General features: G+C 62.1%; 19 protein-coding genes. 13 read left to right on the forward strand and 6 right to left on the reverse strand.

The window, feature by feature from the left end; translation table 11 throughout:
- Nucleotides 1–60: 60 nt before the first annotated feature.
- The 6 genes from JF616_13200 (at nt 61) to JF616_13225 (ending at nt 6,311) form a co-directional block, all read left to right on the forward strand.
- Entirely contained in the window at nt 61–1,443 is a 1,383-nt protein-coding gene (locus JF616_13200; protein MBW8888707.1) for a VCBS repeat-containing protein, read from the forward strand.
- Between the two features lie 130 nt (nt 1,444–1,573).
- Nucleotides 1,574–1,843 (forward strand): hypothetical protein, encoded by a 270-nt coding sequence (locus tag JF616_13205; GenBank protein ID MBW8888708.1) that lies wholly within the window; start codon nt 1,574–1,576, stop codon nt 1,841–1,843.
- 68 nt (nt 1,844–1,911) lie between these two features.
- Nucleotides 1,912–2,202, forward strand: a complete 291-nt coding sequence (gene gatC, locus JF616_13210) for an Asp-tRNA(Asn)/Glu-tRNA(Gln) amidotransferase subunit GatC (protein ID MBW8888709.1) — start codon at nt 1,912–1,914, stop codon at nt 2,200–2,202.
- 1 nt (nt 2,203) lies between these two features.
- Nucleotides 2,204–2,953: an NTP transferase domain-containing protein gene (locus JF616_13215; GenBank protein ID MBW8888710.1), complete on the forward strand. Its 750-nt coding sequence runs from the start codon at nt 2,204–2,206 to the stop codon at nt 2,951–2,953.
- 305 nt (nt 2,954–3,258) lie between these two features.
- Nucleotides 3,259–4,896, forward strand: coding sequence for a CTP synthase (glutamine hydrolyzing) (pyrG, locus tag JF616_13220; GenBank protein ID MBW8888711.1), 1,638 nt, complete (start codon nt 3,259–3,261; stop codon nt 4,894–4,896).
- Nucleotides 4,897–4,919: 23 nt separating this feature from the next.
- Nucleotides 4,920–6,311, forward strand: a complete 1,392-nt coding sequence (locus JF616_13225) for a response regulator (GenBank protein ID MBW8888712.1) — start codon at nt 4,920–4,922, stop codon at nt 6,309–6,311.
- Nucleotides 6,312–6,373: 62 nt separating this feature from the next.
- Here JF616_13225 and JF616_13230 read toward each other — a convergent pair whose 3' ends face one another.
- Nucleotides 6,374–6,901, reverse strand: coding sequence for a DUF1572 family protein (locus JF616_13230; protein MBW8888713.1), 528 nt, complete (start codon nt 6,899–6,901; stop codon nt 6,374–6,376).
- A gap of 5 nt (nt 6,902–6,906) precedes the next feature.
- Nucleotides 6,907–9,519: a VWA domain-containing protein gene (locus JF616_13235; GenBank protein ID MBW8888714.1), complete on the reverse strand. Its 2,613-nt coding sequence runs from the start codon at nt 9,517–9,519 to the stop codon at nt 6,907–6,909.
- Nucleotides 9,520–9,845: 326 nt separating this feature from the next.
- Between JF616_13235 and JF616_13240 the strand changes: the two genes are divergently transcribed.
- The 6 genes from JF616_13240 to JF616_13265 all read left to right on the forward strand — a co-directional run bounded on the left by JF616_13240 (nt 9,846) and on the right by JF616_13265 (nt 14,385).
- Nucleotides 9,846–10,370, forward strand: a complete 525-nt coding sequence (locus JF616_13240) for a helix-hairpin-helix domain-containing protein (GenBank protein ID MBW8888715.1) — start codon at nt 9,846–9,848, stop codon at nt 10,368–10,370.
- A 7-nt stretch (nt 10,371–10,377) separates the two neighbouring features.
- Nucleotides 10,378–11,316 (forward strand): pilus assembly protein PilM, encoded by a 939-nt coding sequence (gene pilM / locus JF616_13245; protein ID MBW8888716.1) that lies wholly within the window; start codon nt 10,378–10,380, stop codon nt 11,314–11,316.
- Nucleotide 11,317: 1 nt separating this feature from the next.
- Nucleotides 11,318–12,256: a hypothetical protein gene (locus JF616_13250; GenBank protein MBW8888717.1), complete on the forward strand. Its 939-nt coding sequence runs from the start codon at nt 11,318–11,320 to the stop codon at nt 12,254–12,256.
- Between the two features lie 35 nt (nt 12,257–12,291).
- The gene (locus JF616_13255) at nt 12,292–12,834 is read left to right on the forward strand and encodes an RsmD family RNA methyltransferase (protein MBW8888718.1); all 543 of its coding nucleotides are present in this window, start codon (nt 12,292–12,294) and stop codon (nt 12,832–12,834) included.
- A gap of 51 nt (nt 12,835–12,885) precedes the next feature.
- Nucleotides 12,886–13,455, forward strand: coding sequence for a pantetheine-phosphate adenylyltransferase (coaD, locus tag JF616_13260; protein ID MBW8888719.1), 570 nt, complete (start codon nt 12,886–12,888; stop codon nt 13,453–13,455).
- Nucleotides 13,456–13,542: 87 nt separating this feature from the next.
- The gene (locus JF616_13265; GenBank protein ID MBW8888720.1) at nt 13,543–14,385 is read left to right on the forward strand and encodes a rhomboid family intramembrane serine protease; all 843 of its coding nucleotides are present in this window, start codon (nt 13,543–13,545) and stop codon (nt 14,383–14,385) included.
- Nucleotides 14,386–14,392: 7 nt separating this feature from the next.
- Here the strand turns inward: JF616_13265 and JF616_13270 are convergent, their stop codons facing one another.
- The 4 genes from JF616_13270 to JF616_13285 are packed head-to-tail and all read right to left on the reverse strand — an operon-like array spanning nt 14,393 to nt 19,652.
- Nucleotides 14,393–16,765, reverse strand: coding sequence for a hypothetical protein (locus JF616_13270; protein MBW8888721.1), 2,373 nt, complete (start codon nt 16,763–16,765; stop codon nt 14,393–14,395).
- A 4-nt stretch (nt 16,766–16,769) separates the two neighbouring features.
- Nucleotides 16,770–17,324, reverse strand: coding sequence for a hypothetical protein (locus tag JF616_13275; GenBank protein MBW8888722.1), 555 nt, complete (start codon nt 17,322–17,324; stop codon nt 16,770–16,772).
- On the reverse strand, nt 17,321–18,454 hold the full coding sequence (locus JF616_13280) for a hypothetical protein (GenBank protein MBW8888723.1): 1,134 nt from the start codon (nt 18,452–18,454) through the stop codon (nt 17,321–17,323). Before JF616_13280 ends, JF616_13275 begins: the two co-directional genes overlap by 4 nt.
- 19 nt (nt 18,455–18,473) lie before the next feature.
- A complete protein-coding gene (locus JF616_13285) occupies nt 18,474–19,652 on the reverse strand; it encodes a hypothetical protein (GenBank protein ID MBW8888724.1) in 1,179 nt (392 codons plus the stop codon).
- Nucleotides 19,653–19,993: 341 nt separating this feature from the next.
- Between JF616_13285 and JF616_13290 the strand changes: the two genes are divergently transcribed.
- Complete coding sequence (locus JF616_13290) at nt 19,994–21,016, forward strand: adenosine kinase (GenBank protein ID MBW8888725.1); 1,023 nt, start codon at nt 19,994–19,996, stop codon at nt 21,014–21,016.
- The last annotated feature ends 171 nt before the right edge of the window (nt 21,017–21,187 follow it).

Genomic DNA, 21,187 nt, shown 5'->3' on the forward strand with positions numbered 1-21,187 from the left:
CCGGGGATTCCTTACTTCTACGGGCGATCGCATCCGGCCTCGCGGCCGGAAGGGGGATTCATGCCGAAGCGCTCACCAGGTTTTGCATTCTCCCTGGCATCGGTCCTCATCGCGATCCCCGCGCTGCCGCTTCATGCCCAGGAAGGCCCCCTTCATTTCCGCAAGCTCTGCCTCAATCCGCAATTCTATTCGGAAGGCATCAGCGCCGGCGATCTGGATCATGACGGCATCATCGATATCGTGGCCGGGCCCTATTATTACCCAGGCCCCGACTTCGCGCGCAAAGTGGACTTCCGCCAACCGCGGACCACCCCCTTCGATACCACCGGCGATTCCGATTGCTACTCCGTCTTCCCTTTCGACTTCAACGGCGACGGATGGCTCGACGTCCTCTCCACGCGGCAGAATGGCGGGATGGAAGCCGTCTGGTACGAGAATCCCAAGGGCGCGGGAGGTCTCTGGCCCGAGCACGTGGTCCACTCCGTCGTCCAAAACGAATCGGCGACCCTTCTCGACATGGACGGCGACGGCAAGCCCGAGTTGATCACCAATTCCGGCGGGTATGGCGGTTGGATCGCGCCCGATTGGTCCAAACCCGCTTCCCCCTGGTCTTTACATCGTGTCACCCAGGTCCAGAACTGGGGCTCGTATACGCATGGCATTGGCGCCGGGGACGTCAATGGCGACGGGCGACTCGATCTGATGTTCTCCACCGGCTGGTGGGAACATCCCGCAGCCGTCGCGGACACGCCGTGGACCTTTCACGCCGCCACCTTAGGCGGGCAGGCTGCGCCTCAGGAAAGTCCGGGAGGCGCGCAGATGTACGCCTACGATGTGGACGGCGACGGGGACAACGATATCGTAACCAGCTTGCAAGCGCATGGCTTCGGTTTGTCCTGGTTCGAGAATAAGGGCGGAGGCCTCGCCTTCGATGCGCATCAGCTCGTGGGGCTGCCTTCCGAGAAGGCCAAATACGGGGTCGCGTTTTCGCAATTGCACGCGCTGGCCCTGGCCGACCTGGACGGAGACGGATTGAAGGACATCATCACCGGCAAGAGGAAGGGCGCCCATGGCAACGGCGTCGCCGACATCGATTCGCCCGCGGTGCTCTATTGGTTCAAGTTGACGCGGCCCGCCGGGCAGGCGCCGCGTTTCACGCCTTACCTCATCGATAGCGAAGCCGGCATCGGAACCCAAATAACCATCGCGGACGTGAACGGGGACGGACGGCCGGATATCCTGGTCGCCCGCCGCCGCGGCGCCTTCGTCTTCTTCAACGACGGGACGGGAACCGCGCTACGGCCCGGACGGTCGCGCAAGATCGCCGAGCGGTTCCCGAAGGCGCCCTCTCCGACTTTGTTATTCCCGCATGGGGACGGGAGTGAAGACGCTCTGGGTCGCGCTCCAATCGATGGAAGCCGGGCTCCGGACGCCGGGGACTGATCGTCACGGAAGGGTCACGATTCCGTATTTTCGCAGCGCGAAGACGTTTTATCCCCCCGATCGCGCTGCCGGAACGCAACCTTTTCCCGGGCCAAGCGTCCAATGGAGGTATCAACCCCAGGGGTTCAGGATGCCGGACATCATTTCCATTTGCTGCGGATGCGGGTCGATCAAAAACGAGGCGGGCGCTTGGGCCCGGGACCTGGATTACCGGCGCCTGCTCCCGTCCAACCGGCTGAGCCATGGGATTTGCCCAGCCTGCGTGGAGAGGATCTATCCTGAGCTGGCCGGGCTGCTGGCCAAACGGGCGCTGGCCTCCGGCGGGGAAGGCCGTGCGGTTCCGCCCCGCGTCCAGGCCCCATGGACCGCCTCCGCCCTGGCGCCCTCTCCGATTCCATGAGAGGACAGGGCCTTTTGCTATCTTTGCTCCTTGGCGCGGCCCGCGCCGATCGCAACCCCGGAGTCAGGATGGAAGTCAGTCGCGAACAAGTCCTCAAGATGGCCAAGCTGGCCCGCCTCGAGCTCTCCGATGCCGACGTGGAGAAAATGACGGGCTCGCTGGACAAGCTGGTCGGTTATATGGCCATGCTCAAGGAAATCGATCTCAAGGACGTGGAGCCGATGCTCGCCGTCGATACCTCTACCCGTCCGCTCCGCCCCGACGAACCCCATGTCAGTCTGCCCAAGGAAAAGACCTTCGCCAACGCGCCGTCGGTCAACATGGACCATTTCTCGATCCCGAAGGTGATCGGCGGCTGAGTTGGCCCCGGTCAGCTGCGTCGTTCCCGCCCGGCTGGCCTCCAGCCGCTTCCCGGGCAAGATGCTGCATCCCCTGCTTGGGACCCCCATCGTCGTACATACCCTGCGCCGCGCGCGCGAGGCCGGCTGTTTCGACGAAATCATCTGCTTAACGGATGCGGACGAAATCCAGGCCGCCGTCGAAGCCGCCGGCTTCCGCGCCTTGCTTTCCGGCCCCGCGGCCAACGGGACCGATCGCATCGGCAGGCACCTCCATCTGCTCCGCAACGATTTGATCGTCAACCTGCAAGGGGATGAGCCCGCCTTCGCCCCCGCGGCCCTGCGTCTCTTGGCCGGCGCGCTAGCGCATGAGCCCCGCGAGGTCCATATCCTGGTCGAGGACCGGCCCGCCGATCCCGCCGATCTCGCCAACCCCAATCGCTGCAAGGCCGGCCTGGACGCGACCGGGCACGTATCGGATTTCTACCGCTCGACGCCGCGCGTACCCGTGGCCGATTCGCGCTTGCAATTCGGCGCGTACGCCTATTCAAAAAGTTTCCTCTGCCAATATGCCGAATTGGCCCCATCCGGCCCGGAAGTCTCGATAAGCCATGAGATGCTGCGCGATCTCGCATTGGCCCCCATCCGGGCCCACGCATGCTCCTGGCCCAGCCAAGCCGTGGATGTCCCTAGGGATGCGGAACTCGCCCTGGCGCTGCTCGAGCGGGACTTCTCCGCCGATGCCACGTCCTTCGCTCCTGGATCCCGATAATTCTCGCGGGTCATTTTGGCGTTGCGCTCACTACGGTGCCATGGTTTATTTTCGGTAAGCAATTACGTATCTTTCCCGGCTTGGAGGCGCCGTGTATTTTCGGACCGGTTTTTTCGGCATTCCGCCCTTCATCGGATGGGGGAGGAGCCGACCCCGGAACCGGCAAGCGGATGATTCTCCCCGAGATAGAAAAGGGCCGCGAGCCCTACTCCCGTTTAGCCCCGCAGACAGCGCGAACTCCGGCTTAAGCCAAGCCATTAGAGTTATAATTGTGGAATCCCAGTCCGTCCAGGAAGGTGTGAACCGTGTCCAAGCCCCGTAAAGCCACTTGCAAATATATCGTCGTGACCGGGGGCGTGCTTTCGGGCCTGGGCAAGGGCATCGCCGCGGCTTCCATCGGCAATCTGCTGTCGGGCCGCCTCAAGGTCATCCCCGTCAAGTGCGACGGGTACCTCAATACCGATCCGGGCACCATGAATCCCATCGAGCACGGCGAAGTGTTCGTGCAGGACGATGGCGGCGAAGTGGACATGGACTTCGGCCATTACGAACGCTTCATGGGCATCGAGACCAAGTTCTATTGGAACCTCACCATGGGGAAGGTGTTCAAGAACATCCTGGATAAGGAGCGGCGCGGCGATTACCTGGGCAAGACCGTCCAGTTCATCCCCCACGTCACCGATTCCATCAAGAACTGGTACCATGACATCGCGGCCAAGGAAAACGCCGACGTGCTGCTCATCGAGGTCGGGGGCACGGTGGGCGATTTGGAAAACCAGTTCTACCTGGAGGCCATCCGCCAGCTGAAGCGGGACGTGGGCTCGGACAACCTCATCTATATCCATCTCACCTACGTGCCCGTGCCCGAAGGCGTGCATGAGCAGAAGTCCAAGCCCACCCAGATGTCGGTGCGCCTGCTCAACGAAAAAGGCATCGAGCCCGATATCATCATCGGGCGCTGCTCGGAGTTGCTCAAGCCCTCCATCAAAGAGAAGATCGCCTCGTACTGCAACATCCCGGCTACCGCCGTCATCTCTGGCCCGGACGTCCGTTCGGTCTACGAGATCCCGCTCATCTACGAGAAGGAAGGCTTGCCCGAGCTTTTGCATAGCTATCTCGGCATCTATTCGCCGCCCGACCTGCGCCAATGGGAGAACTGGGTCACCAACATCAAGAACAACCAGGAGCATCCCCGCAAGGTGGTCACCATCGCCCTCTGCGGCAAGTACACCACCCTGGAGGATTCCTACGCTTCGGTGGTGGAGGCCCTCACCCATTGCGGCGCCCATCTCAACGTGCGCGTCGATATCAAGTGGGTGGACACCGCCAAGCTGGAAGCCCCCGGGGCGGTCGAAGCCATCCTGGAGGGCGTTAACGGCGTCATCGTGCCCGGCGGGTTCGGCCATCGCGGCATCGAAGGCAAGATCAAGGTCATCAAGTACGTGCGCGAGAAGAACATCCCTTACCTGGGCATTTGTTACGGGATGCAACTCGCCGTGGTCGAATTCGCCCGCAACGTGGCCGGCCTCAAGGACGCCAACACCACCGAAGTGCGCGAAGAAGGCATCGTGGTGCCGCATCCCGTCATCGACATCCTTCCCGGCCAGGTGAACGTGACCGCCAAGGGCGGCACCATGCGCCTCGGCGGGCACGACGTGGAGATAAAACCCGGCACGCGCGCCTTTTCCATCTTCGGCAACCAGGGATTGGTGCGCCAGCGCTTCCGCCACCGCTACGAGGTGAACCCGGAGTACATCTCCCGCCTCGAAGAGAAGGGGCTGGTCTTTTCCGGCAAGCACCCCACCGAAAACATCATGCAGGTGATGGAACTGCCGGGCCACAAGTATTTCATGGGCTGCCAGTTCCATCCCGAACTTACCAGCAACCTCCGCAGCCCCAGCCCGCTCTTCTACCACCTGGTCAAGGCCGCGATCCCGGAATAGTTCCGGAGCCGCTCGGAAAGATCATGGCCCGTCTAATCATCATCGATGATGAAAGCCATATCGCCGACATCCTCACGCGCTTCTTCAAGGAGAAGGGCCACGACGCCGTCGGGGTGACGCAAGCCGAGCAAGCCCTGGCCCTTTTGGAAGCCGGCCCTTTCGATCTGGTCATCACCGATATCGCCATGCATGGGCTGTCGGGCCTGGATCTGCTGGACAAGATGAAGCGGCAAGGCATCGACGTGCCCGTCATCGTCACCACCGGCAATCCTTCCCACACCTCCGCGGTACAGGCCCTTCGCGGCGGCGCCTTCGATTACGTGGTCAAGCCTTTCCACCTGGAAGAGATCGCCGAGCGCGCGGAGAAGGCCCTTTCCGCCAAGCGCGTCAAGGACGAGCATCTTCTCTACTCCAAGCTGGTTTCCCTGCACTCCATTTCGCGGGTGACGGCCGATGCCGCTTCCATGGACGAGCTCTCCTCCAAGGTCATCAAGCTGGGCACGCGCTTGACGGGATCGGACGGCGGCTGGTACTGGGTTTCCTCGCCGGACTCGGACACCGCCTTGAGCGGGGCCAAGGTGATCTATCCCGACGCGGATAACCTGAACCAGCACGCTTTCCTGCTGCGGATCGCGCGCGCGACCGCGGAAAAGGTGGACGTCGAAGTCACGGATGCGCCGGCGTACGGGGAATGCCGCGCGGCCTGGTTCCTGTCGCTCCCGGTAGAGGTATCTTCCGCGTTACATGGGGTCCTCATCTTCCGGCGGGAAAAGCCCTCCCCCAAATATGACGCGGTGGACTTGGAGGTTTTCAACCAATTGGCGGCCACCTTCGCCTTGGGGATCAGGGCCCTCCCGGGTAAGCCCTTGGAAGCCTGGGCCCGCCTGGTGGGCCAAATGGTCGATGAGCATTGCCCCGGCTACGAAAGCAAAGGCGAGCGGGTGGAGGCCTTGGGCCGGATCCTGATGAAGGAAATGAATTGGCCCGACGGGGTCACCGAGGCCTGGCCGCTGGTTTGCCGCATCTACGACATCGCCAAGGTGCGCCTGCCCCAACGCCTTTTGGAAAACAAGGAGGTGCTGGCCGACGAGGATCTGGAGTTCGTGCACGCGCAGGCGGCTTGGGCCTGCGAACGGATCGCCTCGATTCCCGGCCTGGAGACCACCGCGAGGGTTCTGGAGGACTTCCAGGAGAACTACGACGGATGCGGCCGTCCGCGCGGGATCAAGGGAAGGGCGATCTCGCCCTTGGCCAGGCTGCTTGCGGTGGCGGACGCCTTCATATCCATGCGGAGCGCGCGGCCCTATCGGGAAGCCCTCAGCGAAGCGGATGCGATCGAGGTGGTGCGGCAGGGGAGCGGGAAGCGCTTCGATCCGGAAATCGTGCTGGCGCTGAGTAAGGCGCGGGGGATTTAAGTTAGACCCGTCTCTTCCGGGTCCCGACCAACCACTCCGGGACAAGGCTCCCGCAATCTTCCCTACGGCTTCGTATAAGTCCCTTGGGTATATTCCCCCGACTTCCCTTTCGGAACCGATAGGGACTTCCAATCCTCTCCCCGGAACTGCTTCGCCAGGATCACGATCTGCCCCACGTGGTAGGCGTAGTGGGAAACCTGCCGATGGATCGCTTGAACCAATGAAAGTGGTTCTTTCCTGATCACCACCGGCTTCCCGAAATCCGCTTCGGTCAGTCCCCCGAGCGCGGCCTCCAAGTAACCCCATCCCCGCCCATAAAGCTCCAGGATCCTTTGCTTGGAGAGCCGGGCTTCCTCGAATTCGCCGTCCCGGTTCCGATCGGGTTTTTCCCCGTCTTCCGTAAAAAGGTTCGTCCATCGCGATTTCATGTTCCCATGCAAATGCTTGACGATGATGGCGATGGAGTTCGCCCCGCGGACGTCGGTATTCAATTCCTGCTCCGATAGGGCTTCGAGGGACTTGAGCCCGAGGGATTTGTAACGGGTGAATTCCGACTTCGCGCTTTCCAGGAAATCGAGATGAATGCCCATGCGCCCTACGGAGCCTGCCAGCCGAGCCGACGCATCACGCCGGTGCGGGTATACTGCACCTCTTGCTTGCCGCTATCGAAGGTGAAGAGGACCTTCCAGATATAAACTCCCTGGCCGGCCTTCCGGCCATGGTCGTCCTTCAGATCCCAGACCAGATAGCTGACTTCGCCTTTGGGCGCGATACGGTAGCGGTTGTTCAATTCCCCGTTGTACCCGAAGGGCTGCTTGAACCTTTTCAGGAAGGTGCCCCGGTTATCGTAGATGGTGATGTCAGCGATGTACTTGCCCGTCGAAACGACTTGTATCGTCGAGATTCCCGGAGGCATGGTGGTCACGCCGGTCCCCTCCACGCCAACCGAAGGGGAGGTCACGGCCGGGATGGCCGGATTGAACGGACGGCCCTCCACGAATCCGACCGGAGGGATCCAGGAAACCGTGTATTTGCCGGTGGCGGAATCCAGAACGGAATAACTGGTGGTGGTACTCCCCGTGCGGGGATCCTGATTGGTGACCATGAATCCGGGATTGGCCGCGTCGAGGCCGACCACCGGGGGATACCCGCGGAACAGATCGATTTTCCGCGGGGGCGGGGTCCCGTCCAAGGGGACGCCATGTACGGGAGGCGGATTGAAATTCATGTCGGTGTAGGTCCCGTCCACGTTCAGGTAGACGCAGTCGCCTTTCGTGGGCGAACCTTTCGGGTTCGCGGCATCGGCCAGTACGGTAAGCTTGGTGTTGGAACCGTCGATAGTAGGGCTCTGCGTAACCACCACCGTCTGCGCGTTCACGAAATCCTCGCACTTGCCGTTCACGGATTTCGACCACAACAGGACCGTGGTCCATTGCCCTTTGGTACGGATGGGTTCGGAGGCGATAACCGTGATGGTGTCGATGTTCGCCTCTAAGCCCGGCTGGAGCTTGGAAGCATCGAAGGGCTTTATCGTGCCGCTGAGGAGGATCGGCCCGATGGAATCGTCGATGGCATGGCTTTGCCCGCCGAATACGCCGCCGGTCGGCAGGACCACCACGGGAGCCGCGCCGGCCGGGATGGACGTGACGCCTACGGGCCAAGGCGAAGCCGAGAAGTCCGCCAGGATCACCTTGTTTCCGCTACCGGGCAGGAAGGAAAGCGCGGGCGGGGCCTTGTTCTTGAAGGCGGGCCCGAAGTCGTTCCAATACGCGTCCAGGGATGCCGGCAATCCGGTCAAGGGTTGGAAGAAACCGATCACGAGCAAATCGGCGGCGCCGTCCCCGTTGATGTCCTTCATGTACGCCACCTTGATCGGATCGATGAGAGGGGGCAGATCGTGGCAGACCACGCTGAACTGGGTGCCGGGAAGGTTCTTGTTGGCCGATTCCTCCGGGCCCTTGGTGGAGAGGATGAAGTTGACCGTGGTGTCCTTTGCGGCCCCCGTTTGATCCACGTATTCCGTTGACAACTTTATTTGGTTATCCGCCTGCTTGTTGAGCGGGACGATCTTGTCGAAACCGAACAGCCATTCATTGTTGCCCTGGGCGATGAAGTCGGCCGGTCCCGCCGTCCCCACCGAAGCGGGCGCCGTGCTGCCGTTGGTCACCACCGCTCCCACGGGATGGTACTGGCGCAGGATAACGTTCAGGATGCGGGCCACCACGGATTTAAGGCTATCCGGATGGGAGGGCGGGATCAGGAAGAACTTCCCGCCGGTGCGCTTGGAGATGGAATCGAGGATGGCCGTATCCGAGGAAGGTTTGGAAAGGAGGATTCCGTAAACCGGGGGCATCTTGCCGGGCTGAGCGGCGTACAGGGAATCGATGACCTTCAAGCCGTTCTGATCCGAAGGGCTGGGACGGCCATCGGAAAGGAAAATGATGGCCTTGGAATGGGTCGGCGTGGTGATGGTAGGGCTCAACAGCCAGCGCTTGGCGGAATCCAATGGGGCAGTATAATTGGTCCCGTTATTGAGGTGAAGGATGATGTTGTCCAAAAGCCGATTGATGTTCGTAGGAGAATTGAGCGTTACCGGGCGGACCGGGTTGAGCACTCCCCCCGAGAAGCCGAGATAACCCGCCATCGAGCTGGGCGCGCGTTCGGCCTGGAATTGGATGGCCTCCTTGAAGGCGATGCCGCGCTGCGTGAAGGGATCGCCCGCGGTATTGTCCGGGCAGCCCGCCACCGTTTTATTGGGATTGATGACGGGAATGGTCCGCACCCCGGTTTCATTGGGGATGGTAAGGGTGCCGTAGGCGCCGCCGAAATCGTTATTGTTGAGTCCGTTGCAGTTGGTATTCTGCAGGTAAATGGTGTCCTTCTTGTCCGGGGAAATCCAGGCGGAGCCGACCTGCATGCTACCAGACTGATCCAATACGTAAACGATGTCGGCCAGGCCGCCTTCCTGCAGGGCGCTCCCGCATAAAGCGAACCCCGTATTGTCGATGCGGGTCACGTTGGCCGGTATCTGCACGCTCTTGCCGTTGAGGGTGGCGGGATCCAGGCATTGCTTGGTCAATACGCCGCCAGTAATAGTGGTATCGGCGCCTCGCAAACCGCATTCCGCGTTCACGACTTGCGCCGCCACGGCCCGGGGCAGGGAAAGCAGGACCACGCCAGCGGCGGCCCGCAGGAAATATCTAGTCATGATAACCCTCACGAACGATGATGGATATAGTACCGCCAAGACCCGGAATTGGCAGAAAGAATCCCGTCCCGGTCCGGTCCCGGTCCAAACGGACCGCCGCTCCAGGCCGCCGGAACGTTTCAAGACCTGGGAGTCGGATCCGTGGCATACCTCTGGAAGCTAGGGCCGCGTGGGCGATGGAGGGTTGCAGAACGGCGCTTTCCGCTCTCGCAATGAGAGCGTGGCCGGGGTGCGCCCGGACACGCCGGCCTCGGGAAGGCAGGGCTATTTTCCCCCCTGATCGTGGAGGAACCATGCTGACGCGCTCGGAAAAGACCTACCTCGCAATGACCCTGGTATTCCTGGCCGCCGGCGGCGGCCTAAAAGCCTGGCGCCGCGCGACCGTTCGGCTCGGGCCATTTCCGGACAGGACGACCTTGGCCCAGGATTCCGCTCAAGCCGCCGATTCCCTGGGTCGCGCCTCTGCCGATCCACCCTCAATCGCCGATACCGGCGGCTCGCTGGACTCTTTTCATCGAACGGCGGGCGCGGACTCGACCCTGGCGACGTCAGCGCTTCCGGGTCATGTTGCTTCGGCATTCGACCCTGTCCCGACCGCTAGCGTAACCGATGCCTCCCATCCAAGGCGGAAGGCGCCCCTGGACGGCCCCGGATCTTCCGGTAAGATCGATCTCAATCGCGCCGATGCCGCCGGTCTGATGCGGATCAAAGGCGTAGGCGAGAAAACCGCGGAAGCGATCCTTGCCTATCGACGCGCCCATGGGCCGTTCCGCGACGTCCGCGACTTGTTGCAGATCAAGGGGATAGGGGAGAAAAAGCTGGAAAAACTCACCCCGCATATAATATTATAATTCCACCATGGCCAAAAAAAGCTCAAGCGTGGTGGCTCTGGAATTGAGCCGCTCCTTCCTGAAATTGGTCGAATTCCTGCCGGAGGAAAACCAGATTTCCACCGTGGCGATTAAGCCCTTGGATGCCACCCGCTGGGATGACGATCAGTACCTGGCCGAGCAGATCAAGCATAGCGTCGCCAAGCACATTTCCGCCCCGGACGCCGATTTGGTGGGCGCGGTAGCCGGCGAAAACGCGGTGATCCGCCAGATCGAGATCCCCAATGGGGAGGACAATATCCTCGACGCCATCGAATGGGAGATGGAGCAGTACCTCATCCAGCCGGTGGGGGAATACCTGGTGGATTGGCAGCCCTTGGGCTCGAACCAGGACGAGAGCGCCAGAACCTATCTGGTAGCCGCTTTCCGCCGCAGCGAAGTCTTGCGCCTTAAGGCCATCCTGGAGCAAAGCGGGTGCGGCCTAGCGGTGTTGGACGTGGACGTGTTCGCGGCCCAAAACGTTTATGAAGTGAACTACCCCGAAAAGGCGCCCCTCAGGAGCTTCCTCATCAAGGCCGATTCCCACGTCATCAAATGCTCGCGCACCCAGAACGGCCAATTCCTGGGCTTCGAGAGCACCACGGTCGATCCCGGCTTCATGTCATCGGCGGGCGAAGCCAAGTCCGGCATGATCCTGGAGCTGGCCAGCCGGGTGCGGGCCGCCTTTGACCGCGCCGCGGATGCGTCGGGCGGGGTGGACCAGATCGTCTTATGCGGGGACCTCGCCTTGGACGATGAGTTCCGCGAAGTGCTGGAAGCCAACCTGTCCGCCGAAGTGCTCGTGCTCAATGCTTTCAAGGAAATCAACTTCGCCCTGGGTCCGGAGAAAAGCGCCATCTTCCAACCATCGGCCCCGCAATGCGCCGGCGCGGTTGGCTTGGCGCTGCGGCGGCGGGGGGACAACTGAAATGATCCGCATCAACCTGCTGAAGCCGCTCGATGCCCCCACGAAGCCCTTCGTGTTCGAAGAGCCCTCCAAATCCGGCAAGTCGAAGGTTCTCATCCTGCTGGCGCTGTGCCTCACAGCCGTCGTCACTATCGTCGTGCTCCAGTTCCCGGGCTTGTTCGGCGGACTCCTTTCCAAGCCGGAGCCGACCGTAGCGGCGCCAACGCCCCCGAAACCCAAGCCCGAGACTGCCGTCACGCCGCCGGCCAAGGTCACCGCCAACGCGGTCGAAGAAACGGTACGCGACCTCCGTCCGGAAGCCTCCCGGGCGCCCGCGGCGACCACCTATGCCGAATTGGTCCCGTCCCGGAAAATCGAATTCCAGAACTACGCTTCCACGCGGATCCTGAAGGACATCAAGTCGGTCACGCCGCCGGACGTCGGCTTCGCGAATTTCATCTTCACCCCCCCGGGGGAATTCTACGTCCATGGCCTCGCCGCCGATGAAGCGGACCTGAAACGGTTCCAGGAAGGCCTCGCGAGCCTGGCCGGCGCGGAAGTCAAAGCCGGCATGAACGTGCCCGCCGGCGCGCGCGGCCGCGCCAGGGAATTTTCCTTCTTCGGATCCGTGCGCTATCCCCTGGAATCGATGCCCACGCCTCCGGACCGGGTCCTGGCCAAGGCCGATGTCCAAAAGGAACTGAAGCAGATGCGTACGGTGGCGGGCAACCTCGGCATCCGCATCAAGGAACCCCGGTTGCTGGCGACCGCCCAGGCCGGTAAGGTGAAGAAGATGGTTTGGGAAGCCTCCGCCGATTGCAGCTTCCAGCAGATCCAGGATTTCCTCGCCGGCCTCCGCGAGAGCAAATCCAACCTCGGCTTCGCCAAGTTCGCCCTCCATGCCCATGGCGACGAAAAGATGATCGCCGACATGGACATCCTCGCCTACGTTCAGCCCTGAACCATGCCGATCTCGCATGCGGACGACCGCCTGCCATGGCGGTGATCATCATGGGCGGCCGCTTCAAGGGCCGTAAGCTCCAAACCGACACGCGGGCTTCCCTCATACGTCCCACCTCGGGCAAGGTGCGCGAGGCCATGTTCAGCTCGATCGGCGAGGCGCTTGCGGGCGAGGCATTCGTGGATTTATACGCCGGATCGGGGGCCGTCGGTTTGGAAGCCCTGAGCCGCGGAGCGTCATCGGCGCATTTGGTGGAGAAGCATCCCCAATCCTGGACTCTGTTGAAGGCGAACTGCCGGGCGGTGCTGGGAGAAGAGGCTGATCTCGCCATTCCCGTCAAGGAGGAGGCCCGGGCCTGGTGCCGACGCATGCGCGCCGAGGGGCGTACTTTCCCCTACATCTTCGCCGATCCCCCCTTCCAGGACGATTTCTCCGGACTCGAGGAAGACGTCCTCGGATTGCTTACATCAGGCGGAATCGCCATCATCCAGTATCCTACCCGCAACCCTCCCGCATGGATCGGGCGCGCTTCCAAGCTCAAAAAATACGGCGATTCGAGCTTGGCCTTTTTTCCGTAGTATATTTACCGCGTATACCGTTAGAACGGTATTTTGATCGAAAGGGCAGGCGTGGCCATAGCCATATACCCGGGAACGTTCGACCCCATCACCAATGGGCATCTGGACATCCTAAGCCGGGCCGCTCACCTGTTCGATGAGGTCCATGTCGTGGTGGCCGTGAACGTTCGCAAGAACACCTTGTTCTCCCTCGATGAGCGGCAGGAGCTGATCCGCTCTTGCACGTCCGGCCTGAAAAACGTCCATGTTTCCTCTTTCGAGGGATTGACCGTGGACTGCTTGCGGCGCTTCGGGGCCGAAGTGGTCATCCGGGGCCTGCGCGCCGTCAGCGATTTCGAATACGAATTCCAGATGGCCTTGATGAACAAGAAGCTGGACGCCAATTGCGAAACGGTATACCTCATGCCGAGCGAGCAATACACCTACCTGAATTCCAGCGTCATCCGTGAGATCGCTGCCCTGGGGGGCCCCGTCTCCGAATTCGTGCCTTCGGTGGTGGATGAAAAATTGCGCGAGAAGCTGGGCGCTCCGCATGCCTTGGTGAACGGGGGGAGGAAGCCTTCATCCCCAAAAGCCGGGCCCGGGGCGAAAAAAACCAAAGCTCCCCGACGGAAGGCCTGAAACTGGCGGTCGATTTCGCGCCGCGGTATTTGGAAAATGGAATAGGGATTGGGAATACGCATTGGGATACGCACTGAATAGGCAGCCATGAGCTACGGCTTCACACCATCGGGTACCTTGCCGCGCGCGATCCGGATTCTCCTGATCGCCAACGTGGCCTTGTTCCTGGTGGACAAGTTCGTGCCCGGGCAATACGTCTTCCAATGGCTTTCGCTCAATCCCTACCTGACCTTGCATGACTGGCAAGTGTGGCGCCTGGCGACCTACCTGTTCGTCCATGACCTCAACCCGCCCTATCTCCACATCCTCATCAACATGCTGCTCTTGTGGATGTTCGGCACGCCGTTGGTGGAGGTCATGGGGGAGCGCAAATTCTGGTGGTTCTATCTCTCCACGGGCGTCTTCTCCGGCTTGTGCTCGCTGATCTTCTATACCGTAACCGGCAAGGATACCACGGTGATCGGGGCCAGCGGGGCCATCTTCGGATTGATGTTCGCCTTCGCCAAGTTCTTTCCCACCCAGCAATTCCTCATCCTCTTCCTGTTTCCCGTGCAGGCCCGCTACGCCGTGCTGATTTTCGGCGCCGTCGAGCTGATTTCCATCACCTCCAACGATCGCATCGCGCATATGACCCATCTGGGCGGCGCGTTATACGCTTGGCTTTATTTCACCTTCGAGAATCGCGGGGCCATGGCCCTCACGCGCTGGAAGAACCGCAAGACCGAGCGCGCCCAACGCGCCGTCCGCCAGTCGGAAGAGGAAGTAGGCCAATTGATGGTAGATATCGATCCGATACTTAAGAAGATTTCCCTGACCGGAATGGGTTCCCTAACCAAGGAAGAAAAGGATCTGCTCGAGAAGGCCAGCGAACTCAAGCGGAAGCAGAAGGGGAAAGTGATTTCCCTCGACGAGTACCGCAAAAGGCAATAAAGAGAATTCAGAACGGGGAGTGGATGGAGAGGCGGCCGGTCCAGTACAAGGTCCAGCCCGCCCCGCTGCCCCAACCCATGCGCAAGCTGTTGATGGCCAGAGCCTCGTCCAGGCGGGCCTGGAAACGCACCCCTCCTCCCACGATTTGACGATAACGGTTCGCGTTGGGGATCTCTTCGCGCCAGATTCCCGGCCCGGCCCACACGCCCGCTCCCAGGCGGCTCCAGGCTTCCAGGCGAGTGTAGAGCACCATGTTGTCCCGGGCCGTGGCCTCGCGGATGATGCCGCGGATGAGATCGTTGAAGTCTTCCGAGAATTGCAAGATGGCGTCCCCGTAGATCACTTGCAACTTGGAGGTATCGGCCACCACCACGGCTTGATTGACGTGGCCTTCCATCTCGAATTCGATACGGCCCAGGGCCTGGCCCGGAAAGGTCCATTCCCCCAGCAGACGCCCCATGATGCCGCCGGTGACGACTTTGGAATCGGGCATGCGGAAGGTAATGCCGGCGTCCGCCCAGATCCGGCGGCCATGGGCCTCGGCTTCGCGCCCCATCAGGTTGCCGCCGAAGGTCAGGTAAGGCCAGGACCGGGCCCCGCTGGGTCCCGTTACCCCGAGGCGGTTGATGGAAGGAGTGAAGAAGCCGAGGCGTCCGGTCCCGAAATCGGCCGTCACGAACCAACTGGAGAGACCGGCCTCGATGCGGTTTTCCAGGATCCAAGCGGTCGGGCGCTCGGCGGGTTCCACCTTGAAGGCGACCCATTGGTTCGCGATATGCCCGGCGGGATCGGATGCCGTCACCTGGGCCGCGTAGAGGCCCGGGGTCGAGGCATCGAGGTTCAAGCGAGTCCCATCCCACGATAAACGCCCGTCGGCCGCCTGGGCGGACAAGCCCACCGGATCGCCTTCCGGATCGACCGCCACCGGGCGATAACTGGCGGCTTCCCCGACGCGCAGCCGCCACACGCCTATCTCGCTGGCGAAGAGCGGCGCCAAGTCGGGCTTCACCGGCAGCTCCACCTTCGTCTCCAGCCGCTTGCCTTGCACATCGAAAGCGAAGGTGAGGGTATGCGTCCCCGCCCGTCTCGGCGCTAAAACCAACGAGCCGTCGCGGAAGCCGGTGGAATCGGATCCGGTCACTTCCAGCAGGGAAATCCCTTGCTGCGCCCACGCCATCGCCGAAGCCCCCGCTTCCCAGGTATAGGTCTTGCCTTGCCGCAAGGTATCCCAGGGCAAGGCGGGACGGATGCCTTCGCTCCAAAGCATGCCGGCGGCCGGAATGACCTTGATGGCGAAGGCGGTATCGAATTTGCCTCCCAATGGATCCTGGAGGCTCAAGGAGAATTCCTCCGTCTTGCCGGCATCGTCTTCGCCGGGGGACCAGCTGAAGGACCCGGATGAGGAATCGAACGCCATGCCCGCGGGCATTTTCACGGGGGTAACGCGGATGTCACCGCTGGCATGATCGGAATCCACGGCCTGGGCCCGGTAGGTCCAAATCTGCCCGGCGACGGCGACCGGTTTAGGTCCCCGCGCCAATTCGGGGGCGGAGTTGGCGCGCACCATGAGGATGAATCCGAGGGTGTCGCTCCCGCCCGAGCCGTTGCGCGCCTCGGCGATCAGGCGCCATTGGCCGGGTTCGCTGGGAGTGCCCTGAAGGGCGTGGGTGGAGGCGTCCCAGGCCAGGCCTTTGGGCAATTCACCGGACAGGGAATAGCGCAAAGCGGCGGAGGGCTCGGAGGGATCGGCGGCCCAAGCCTGCCAGCGGAAGGGTTGCCCGGCGAATATCCGTTCCGGCGGAGGCGTTAGCATTTGCGGCCGGCCCGTGGCGGGAATGCGGCGCACCGCGGCGTACTTCAATTCATCCATGAATTCGTCGGGAGCCATCAGCACCAGGCTCGCTCCGTCGAAAACCAGGACCATCTGCTCGCGCGAAGGGATGCCGCCGAAGGTTTCTTCCAGGATCTTGAGCAGTTCGGCGCCGAACTTATACGCCTTCTTTTCCCGATCCCCGGTCACGAGCTTGGCACGGGTCTCCCAGGTGGATACGGCGGCCTTGGCCTGCACGCGGACCAGGGGGGCGACCTTCAACCGGCCCAGCGCCCCTTCGTCCTGCAAGGTCTGCCATACGTCCGCGTCCACCAGTACGGCTTTGTCCTGGAAGCGCATGATATCGCCTTGGGCCAGGCCGATGCTGGGATCGTGGATGAGGAATACCGGCTGCCCCTTGGCTTTGAACCTTCCCATCAGCTTGGCGCCGATGGCGCTGTCCTGCAATGCGCTGAGGGAGTAGTGGTTGAGGGGCTCCCCCCCGTTCCTGGCCCGCGCCGGGCCGGCCAGGAGAATGACCATAAAAATGGGCAGGAAAATCCGGATCATCCCCTCAATATCCCCGCCGCGCCTTGGTCCAATCGCGGAACTCCTTTTCCATCACCTGGCTTTCCTTCCGGGTTCCGTAATCCACGCTGTCCGAGGCGGGGAACCATTCGTTCTCCTCTTGGCTCCAGATGAGGGTGCCGCGGCGGAAGCTCAGGGAATGCCCGCGGCCGGCGACGTTCATGGCGATGAAGCGGCCGTCCCCTAAGTCATGGCGCACCACGGTGAGATCGCTGTCGGGGGACGACGCTTCCAGGTAAAGGGTCTTGGGGGCATCGCCTTCGGTCAGCGACCCGATCTTGCCTTTCAAGCCGAAGGCGCTGCGATAGGGGACTACCTTGGACGTGTCCCCGGGATGCGAAAGGACGTAGAGCGCCTGCTTCGACCAATATTTATCGGTGCGCGCCGAGATGGTCTTGGCCTTGTCCAGGTTCACCAGGGGAACCATAAAAACCATGCGCAACAGCAGCAAAACGGTGAGCACGGTGAGCACGTCTTCGAACGAGATGGCTTCGCCCATTTCGGCCCGGGCCACGCCCCGGCCCCCGCGGAATCGGCTCACAGCCCTTCCTCCAGGGCGGCGGTATCGATGTGGCTCGTCTCCAGCCGCCCGCTTTCGATATGCGAAGGCTGGTGGCCGGGCGGGGCCACGGCCGCGCTTTTGGCCTCGATGAATCCGCGGTACTGCTTTTCGTAGTCCACCAATTCAGCGATGCGACGGCCCACGGCCGCTTGCACCATGGCCAGCTGATCCAATTGCTTGGTCGTGCGGGCGATGGCCTCCAGGGCGCGGCCCAGGTTGCGATCGATCTCCGCATGGGCCTGGCTCATCTTCACTTCCAGCGCGACCTGCGCTTCCACCGCCTGCTTGGCGCGGGAGGTGGGCCCGTAGCGCTTGCGCACCCATGGCTGCAGGCGCGTCAGGTTCCAATCGTTGATGTGGCTATTCACCAAATCGAAACCGCTCAGGGCGCGTTCCAGGATCTGGATCGTCACCAGCTCGATCAGGATGGAAAGCATGGTGGCGCCCAAGGTGGCGGCGATGGCGAACTGATCACCGTCGATGGCGCTGGAGATGTCCTTGATGAAGCGCAACTCGCCTTCGCTGTCCGCCAAGCCCAGCACCGCGCGCTGCATGGGCGGGAAGGTAAGGATAAGGCCGTACAGGGTGCCCAGGAAGCCCAACTTGAGGGTGGTGCGGTTCATCGAAACGTGCACGGAGATGGTGCTATTGTCCAAGTGCGAGCGCCGATCCCAGGCGTTGTTGAGCAAGGATTCCGATCCGCCCACTTCCCCGCGCAGCCCGAGTTCGATCCAGCGCAGGAGCAGATCCCGCATGTGCCCCGGGGGCGCGGCGTCGAGCAAGCGTTGGCGCAGGAGCGTAAGGTCCGGCTCGTCCCCGGACTCCGCCAGGATTTGGATGGACTTACCCGTACTGCGGACGCCCGCCAGCACGCGCCGCAGTTGCAGCACGGCCAACACCTGGCCGACCACGAACAGGGCGAAGATGAGGGCGAGGAAAGGGTTGAGATACCAATGCTTCTCGTACATGGAGAAACCCAGCGCGGCCAGGCCGATCACCGGGATCGGCACGAAGGAGGAATTGCGGGCCAGCCTGCGGATGCGTACCAGGGCGCGACGGGCCTGTTGCAACGGGTCTTCGGACAGCTTGAGGGGGATAGTCGTATTCATGCTCGCGCTCCGGGAAGGTTCAGGACCGGGTTCTGGGAAGATTCATGATCGGATTCTGGATATTCAGCCGCACCGAAAGCCCCAGGCTGAAGCTCTTTTGGTTGCGGTAGTCGAATTCCAATCGTAGGAAGGCGATGCGCACATGGGTCGGCCAATCGCGCGGGACGTCCAGGCTCAAGGCCGCGTCGGGAATATCGAGCCAGGCGCGGGTGGCCAATACGTCCGACGCGAGGATCAAGCCCGCCCCCCAGGTTCCGAAGAGGGCGGGCAAATCCTCGCATCCCACCGTCTGCACCGGCACGCGATAGGCGTCGAAGTCGAACAATATCCCGTAGCGTAGGATCCCGAAACGCGCGTCCACGGATTGGGAAAGATTGCCGGAGCTTTCCAGTTTGTCTCCCTTCCATTGGGAAACCAGGCGGCCCTGGGAATGCGTCCGGATGGCGTCGGTAGAGCGCGATTCCATCCAGAAATAACGCGGCAGGGGTTGATCGGCGAGGGCCAAGGTGTAGCGCAAGGCGGGCACGCCCACGGAGAACGTCCACCACCAGTACCCGTCGCCCCAGAAGGGGTTATAAGACAGCGGCGCGAGTTTGCCCCCGGCCGTATCGGCGACTTCCTGGCCGATACGCGTGAGGCCGCCGCCGAACTGGGATCGGTGCAGGGACGCGCCCAGCAGGAAATGGGTGAATAGTTTCTGGTTCCAGGCGAACTCGAAATCCCGCTGGTATTGGGGCTTGGAGGAGCGCACCGCGCTGAAGGTCGAACCGATTCCGAAAACGAATCCGCCCGGCCACTCGGCCTTTTCCAGGAGGGCCAGCCCATCCCACTTGCCCGCCTCCCATGCCAAAGGCACGTCTTGTTTTTCCGGCCCTTCCAGGGCCGCGGCCCACTTCCGGCGACCCGCCGATGCCCGGAGAAGGATGTCATCCCAAGTCGCGCGATCGAAATGGCCTAGCTCGGTTCCATTCCTGATCAGATGTACGGTGGAAGCCGGGCGGAACCCATCGGAACCCCCAGGGGCGGAAGGAATCAAGGCGACGTATTCCCCGGTCGGCGGCTGGGACGAATCCGCGAACAATGCGTGCCATGCGCTCGCGATGAGCGCGGTGTCGGTCAGCTCCAGGATGGCCGCGCGATTCCCGTCGTCGCCTTGGGCATCGCTGCTACCCGGAAGCGAAGACTGGGCTTTCGCCATTGAGGGCGCGGACAGAACCGCCATCCCCAGGCAAAAAAGCGCTGCGGCCAAAGGCGCACGGCGGGCAGGTGCGAGATCTCCCAACAAGGGAACCTTTCTTAAAGCCGAAACCCCCGGAGATGGGTCGGATGGATGGCGTCGCCGGGGCGGGTTCTTCGGCATATTCTAATATATCCTGTTGCCCGTGTACCGCTTGGTACAACTCCGATTGGACGGATTCGTGCTCTGAGTTGTGTCAGAACGGCCCGAATTCCCGAAAGCCGATTCAGGACTGTCGATTTTCTAATTTTCACGCTTTCGTTGCCAAAGAAATCGCGCGTCCGCCGCGCAGGAGAGGGTGCATGGAATCGGTACGGGGTCGTTATGTAGTAGGCGTGGGCGCGGCATTGGTGGATTTGCTCATCGAGGAGGCCGATCCCTTCGTGGCCGCCATGGGTTCGCCCAAAGGAGGCATGACCTTGGTGGAGCTCCCTGCCATCGAATCCGCCCTGAAATCCACGAAGGCACCACTCAAAGTGGTGCCAGGCGGCTCGGCGTGCAATACCATGGTCGGAATCGGCAATCTGGGCGGAAAGGCCCGTATGATCGGACGGCTGGGTAAGGACGAATTAGGGAAGGTCTTCCTGGAAGGATTAGGGAAAGCGGGCGTGGATCACCGCATCCGCCAATCGGAAATGGCCACCGGCCGCGTTCTTTCGGTGGTTACGCCGGATACCCAACGCACTATGTTCACCTATCTTGGCGCCTCCACCCAACTTGGCCCGGAAGACGTGGTCGCCGCTGATTTCGCCGATGCCGGCATCGTTTACCTGGAAGGCTACCTGCTCTTCAACCGCCCTGTCGTTGAACGCATCCTGGAAGTGGCCAAGCAGGCCAAGTCCAAAATCGTGCTCGATCTAGGCTCTTATCAGGTCGTCGAAGTGTGCCGCGATTTCCTCGACCAGGTCCTGCCCCAGGTCGACGTGGTGCTCGCCAACGAGGACGAAGCCAAAGCCTATACCGGAATGGCCGAATCCGAATCCCTGGAAATCCTGGCCGGGAAAGTGCACACCGCCGCCGTTAAACTGGGCAAACATGGTGTTATGCTCGCGCAGGGCAAGGCGCGCCATAAAGTTGAAGCCCACCTCGTGAAGGCCATCGACACCACCGGCGCTGGCGATCTCTGGGCGTCCGGCTTCGTCTACGGCCTGACCCAAGGCCTCGGCCTCGACGATGCCGCCCGCCTAGGCTGCAAAGTCGGCAGCGAAGTGGTCCAAGTCCTAGGCGCCGTCATCCCCGAAGCCGGCTGGAAGCGAGTCCACGATTACCGCCAAGGCCTCCAGGCCAAAGTCGGCGCCCCCAAAGCCGGCGCCAACGCCCACTAAGCCCCCACCTCACGCTTAGACCCCCCCGTCGATGCCCCAGCATCGACGGGCCCTCACCGAATCTATCCTCAACAGATCAGCCCCCCTACCGAAGGTATCCACAAAGGCCCAGCCCCCTCCGAAGCTCTACCCACCGATCTGCCCTCCCCCCGAAGGTATCCTCGAAAGACC

It is taken from the genome of Fibrobacterota bacterium (assembly GCA_019509785.1).
Classification (GTDB): Bacteria; Fibrobacterota; Fibrobacteria; order UBA11236; family UBA11236; genus Chersky-265.

What these genes read in the sequence shown, in the direction of transcription:
- JF616_13200 (MBW8888707.1), top strand. Translation starts at nt 61, where the DNA reads ATGCCGAAGCGCTCACCAGGTTTTGCATTCTCCCTGGCATCGGTCCTC.
- JF616_13205 (MBW8888708.1), top strand. Translation starts at nt 1,574, where the DNA reads ATGCCGGACATCATTTCCATTTGCTGCGGATGCGGGTCGATCAAAAAC.
- gatC (MBW8888709.1), top strand. Translation starts at nt 1,912, where the DNA reads ATGGAAGTCAGTCGCGAACAAGTCCTCAAGATGGCCAAGCTGGCCCGC.
- JF616_13225 (MBW8888712.1), top strand. Translation starts at nt 4,920, where the DNA reads ATGGCCCGTCTAATCATCATCGATGATGAAAGCCATATCGCCGACATC.
- JF616_13230 (MBW8888713.1), bottom strand. Translation starts at nt 6,901, where the DNA reads ATGGGCATTCATCTCGATTTCCTGGAAAGCGCGAAGTCGGAATTCACC.
- JF616_13235 (MBW8888714.1), bottom strand. Translation starts at nt 9,519, where the DNA reads ATGACTAGATATTTCCTGCGGGCCGCCGCTGGCGTGGTCCTGCTTTCC.
- JF616_13240 (MBW8888715.1), top strand. Translation starts at nt 9,846, where the DNA reads ATGACCCTGGTATTCCTGGCCGCCGGCGGCGGCCTAAAAGCCTGGCGC.
- pilM (MBW8888716.1), top strand. Translation starts at nt 10,378, where the DNA reads ATGGCCAAAAAAAGCTCAAGCGTGGTGGCTCTGGAATTGAGCCGCTCC.
- JF616_13250 (MBW8888717.1), top strand. Translation starts at nt 11,318, where the DNA reads ATGATCCGCATCAACCTGCTGAAGCCGCTCGATGCCCCCACGAAGCCC.
- JF616_13255 (MBW8888718.1), top strand. Translation starts at nt 12,292, where the DNA reads ATGGCGGTGATCATCATGGGCGGCCGCTTCAAGGGCCGTAAGCTCCAA.
- JF616_13265 (MBW8888720.1), top strand. Translation starts at nt 13,543, where the DNA reads ATGAGCTACGGCTTCACACCATCGGGTACCTTGCCGCGCGCGATCCGG.
- JF616_13270 (MBW8888721.1), bottom strand. Translation starts at nt 16,765, where the DNA reads ATGATCCGGATTTTCCTGCCCATTTTTATGGTCATTCTCCTGGCCGGC.
- JF616_13280 (MBW8888723.1), bottom strand. Translation starts at nt 18,454, where the DNA reads ATGAATACGACTATCCCCCTCAAGCTGTCCGAAGACCCGTTGCAACAG.
- JF616_13285 (MBW8888724.1), bottom strand. Translation starts at nt 19,652, where the DNA reads ATGGCGAAAGCCCAGTCTTCGCTTCCGGGTAGCAGCGATGCCCAAGGC.
- JF616_13290 (MBW8888725.1), top strand. Translation starts at nt 19,994, where the DNA reads ATGGAATCGGTACGGGGTCGTTATGTAGTAGGCGTGGGCGCGGCATTG.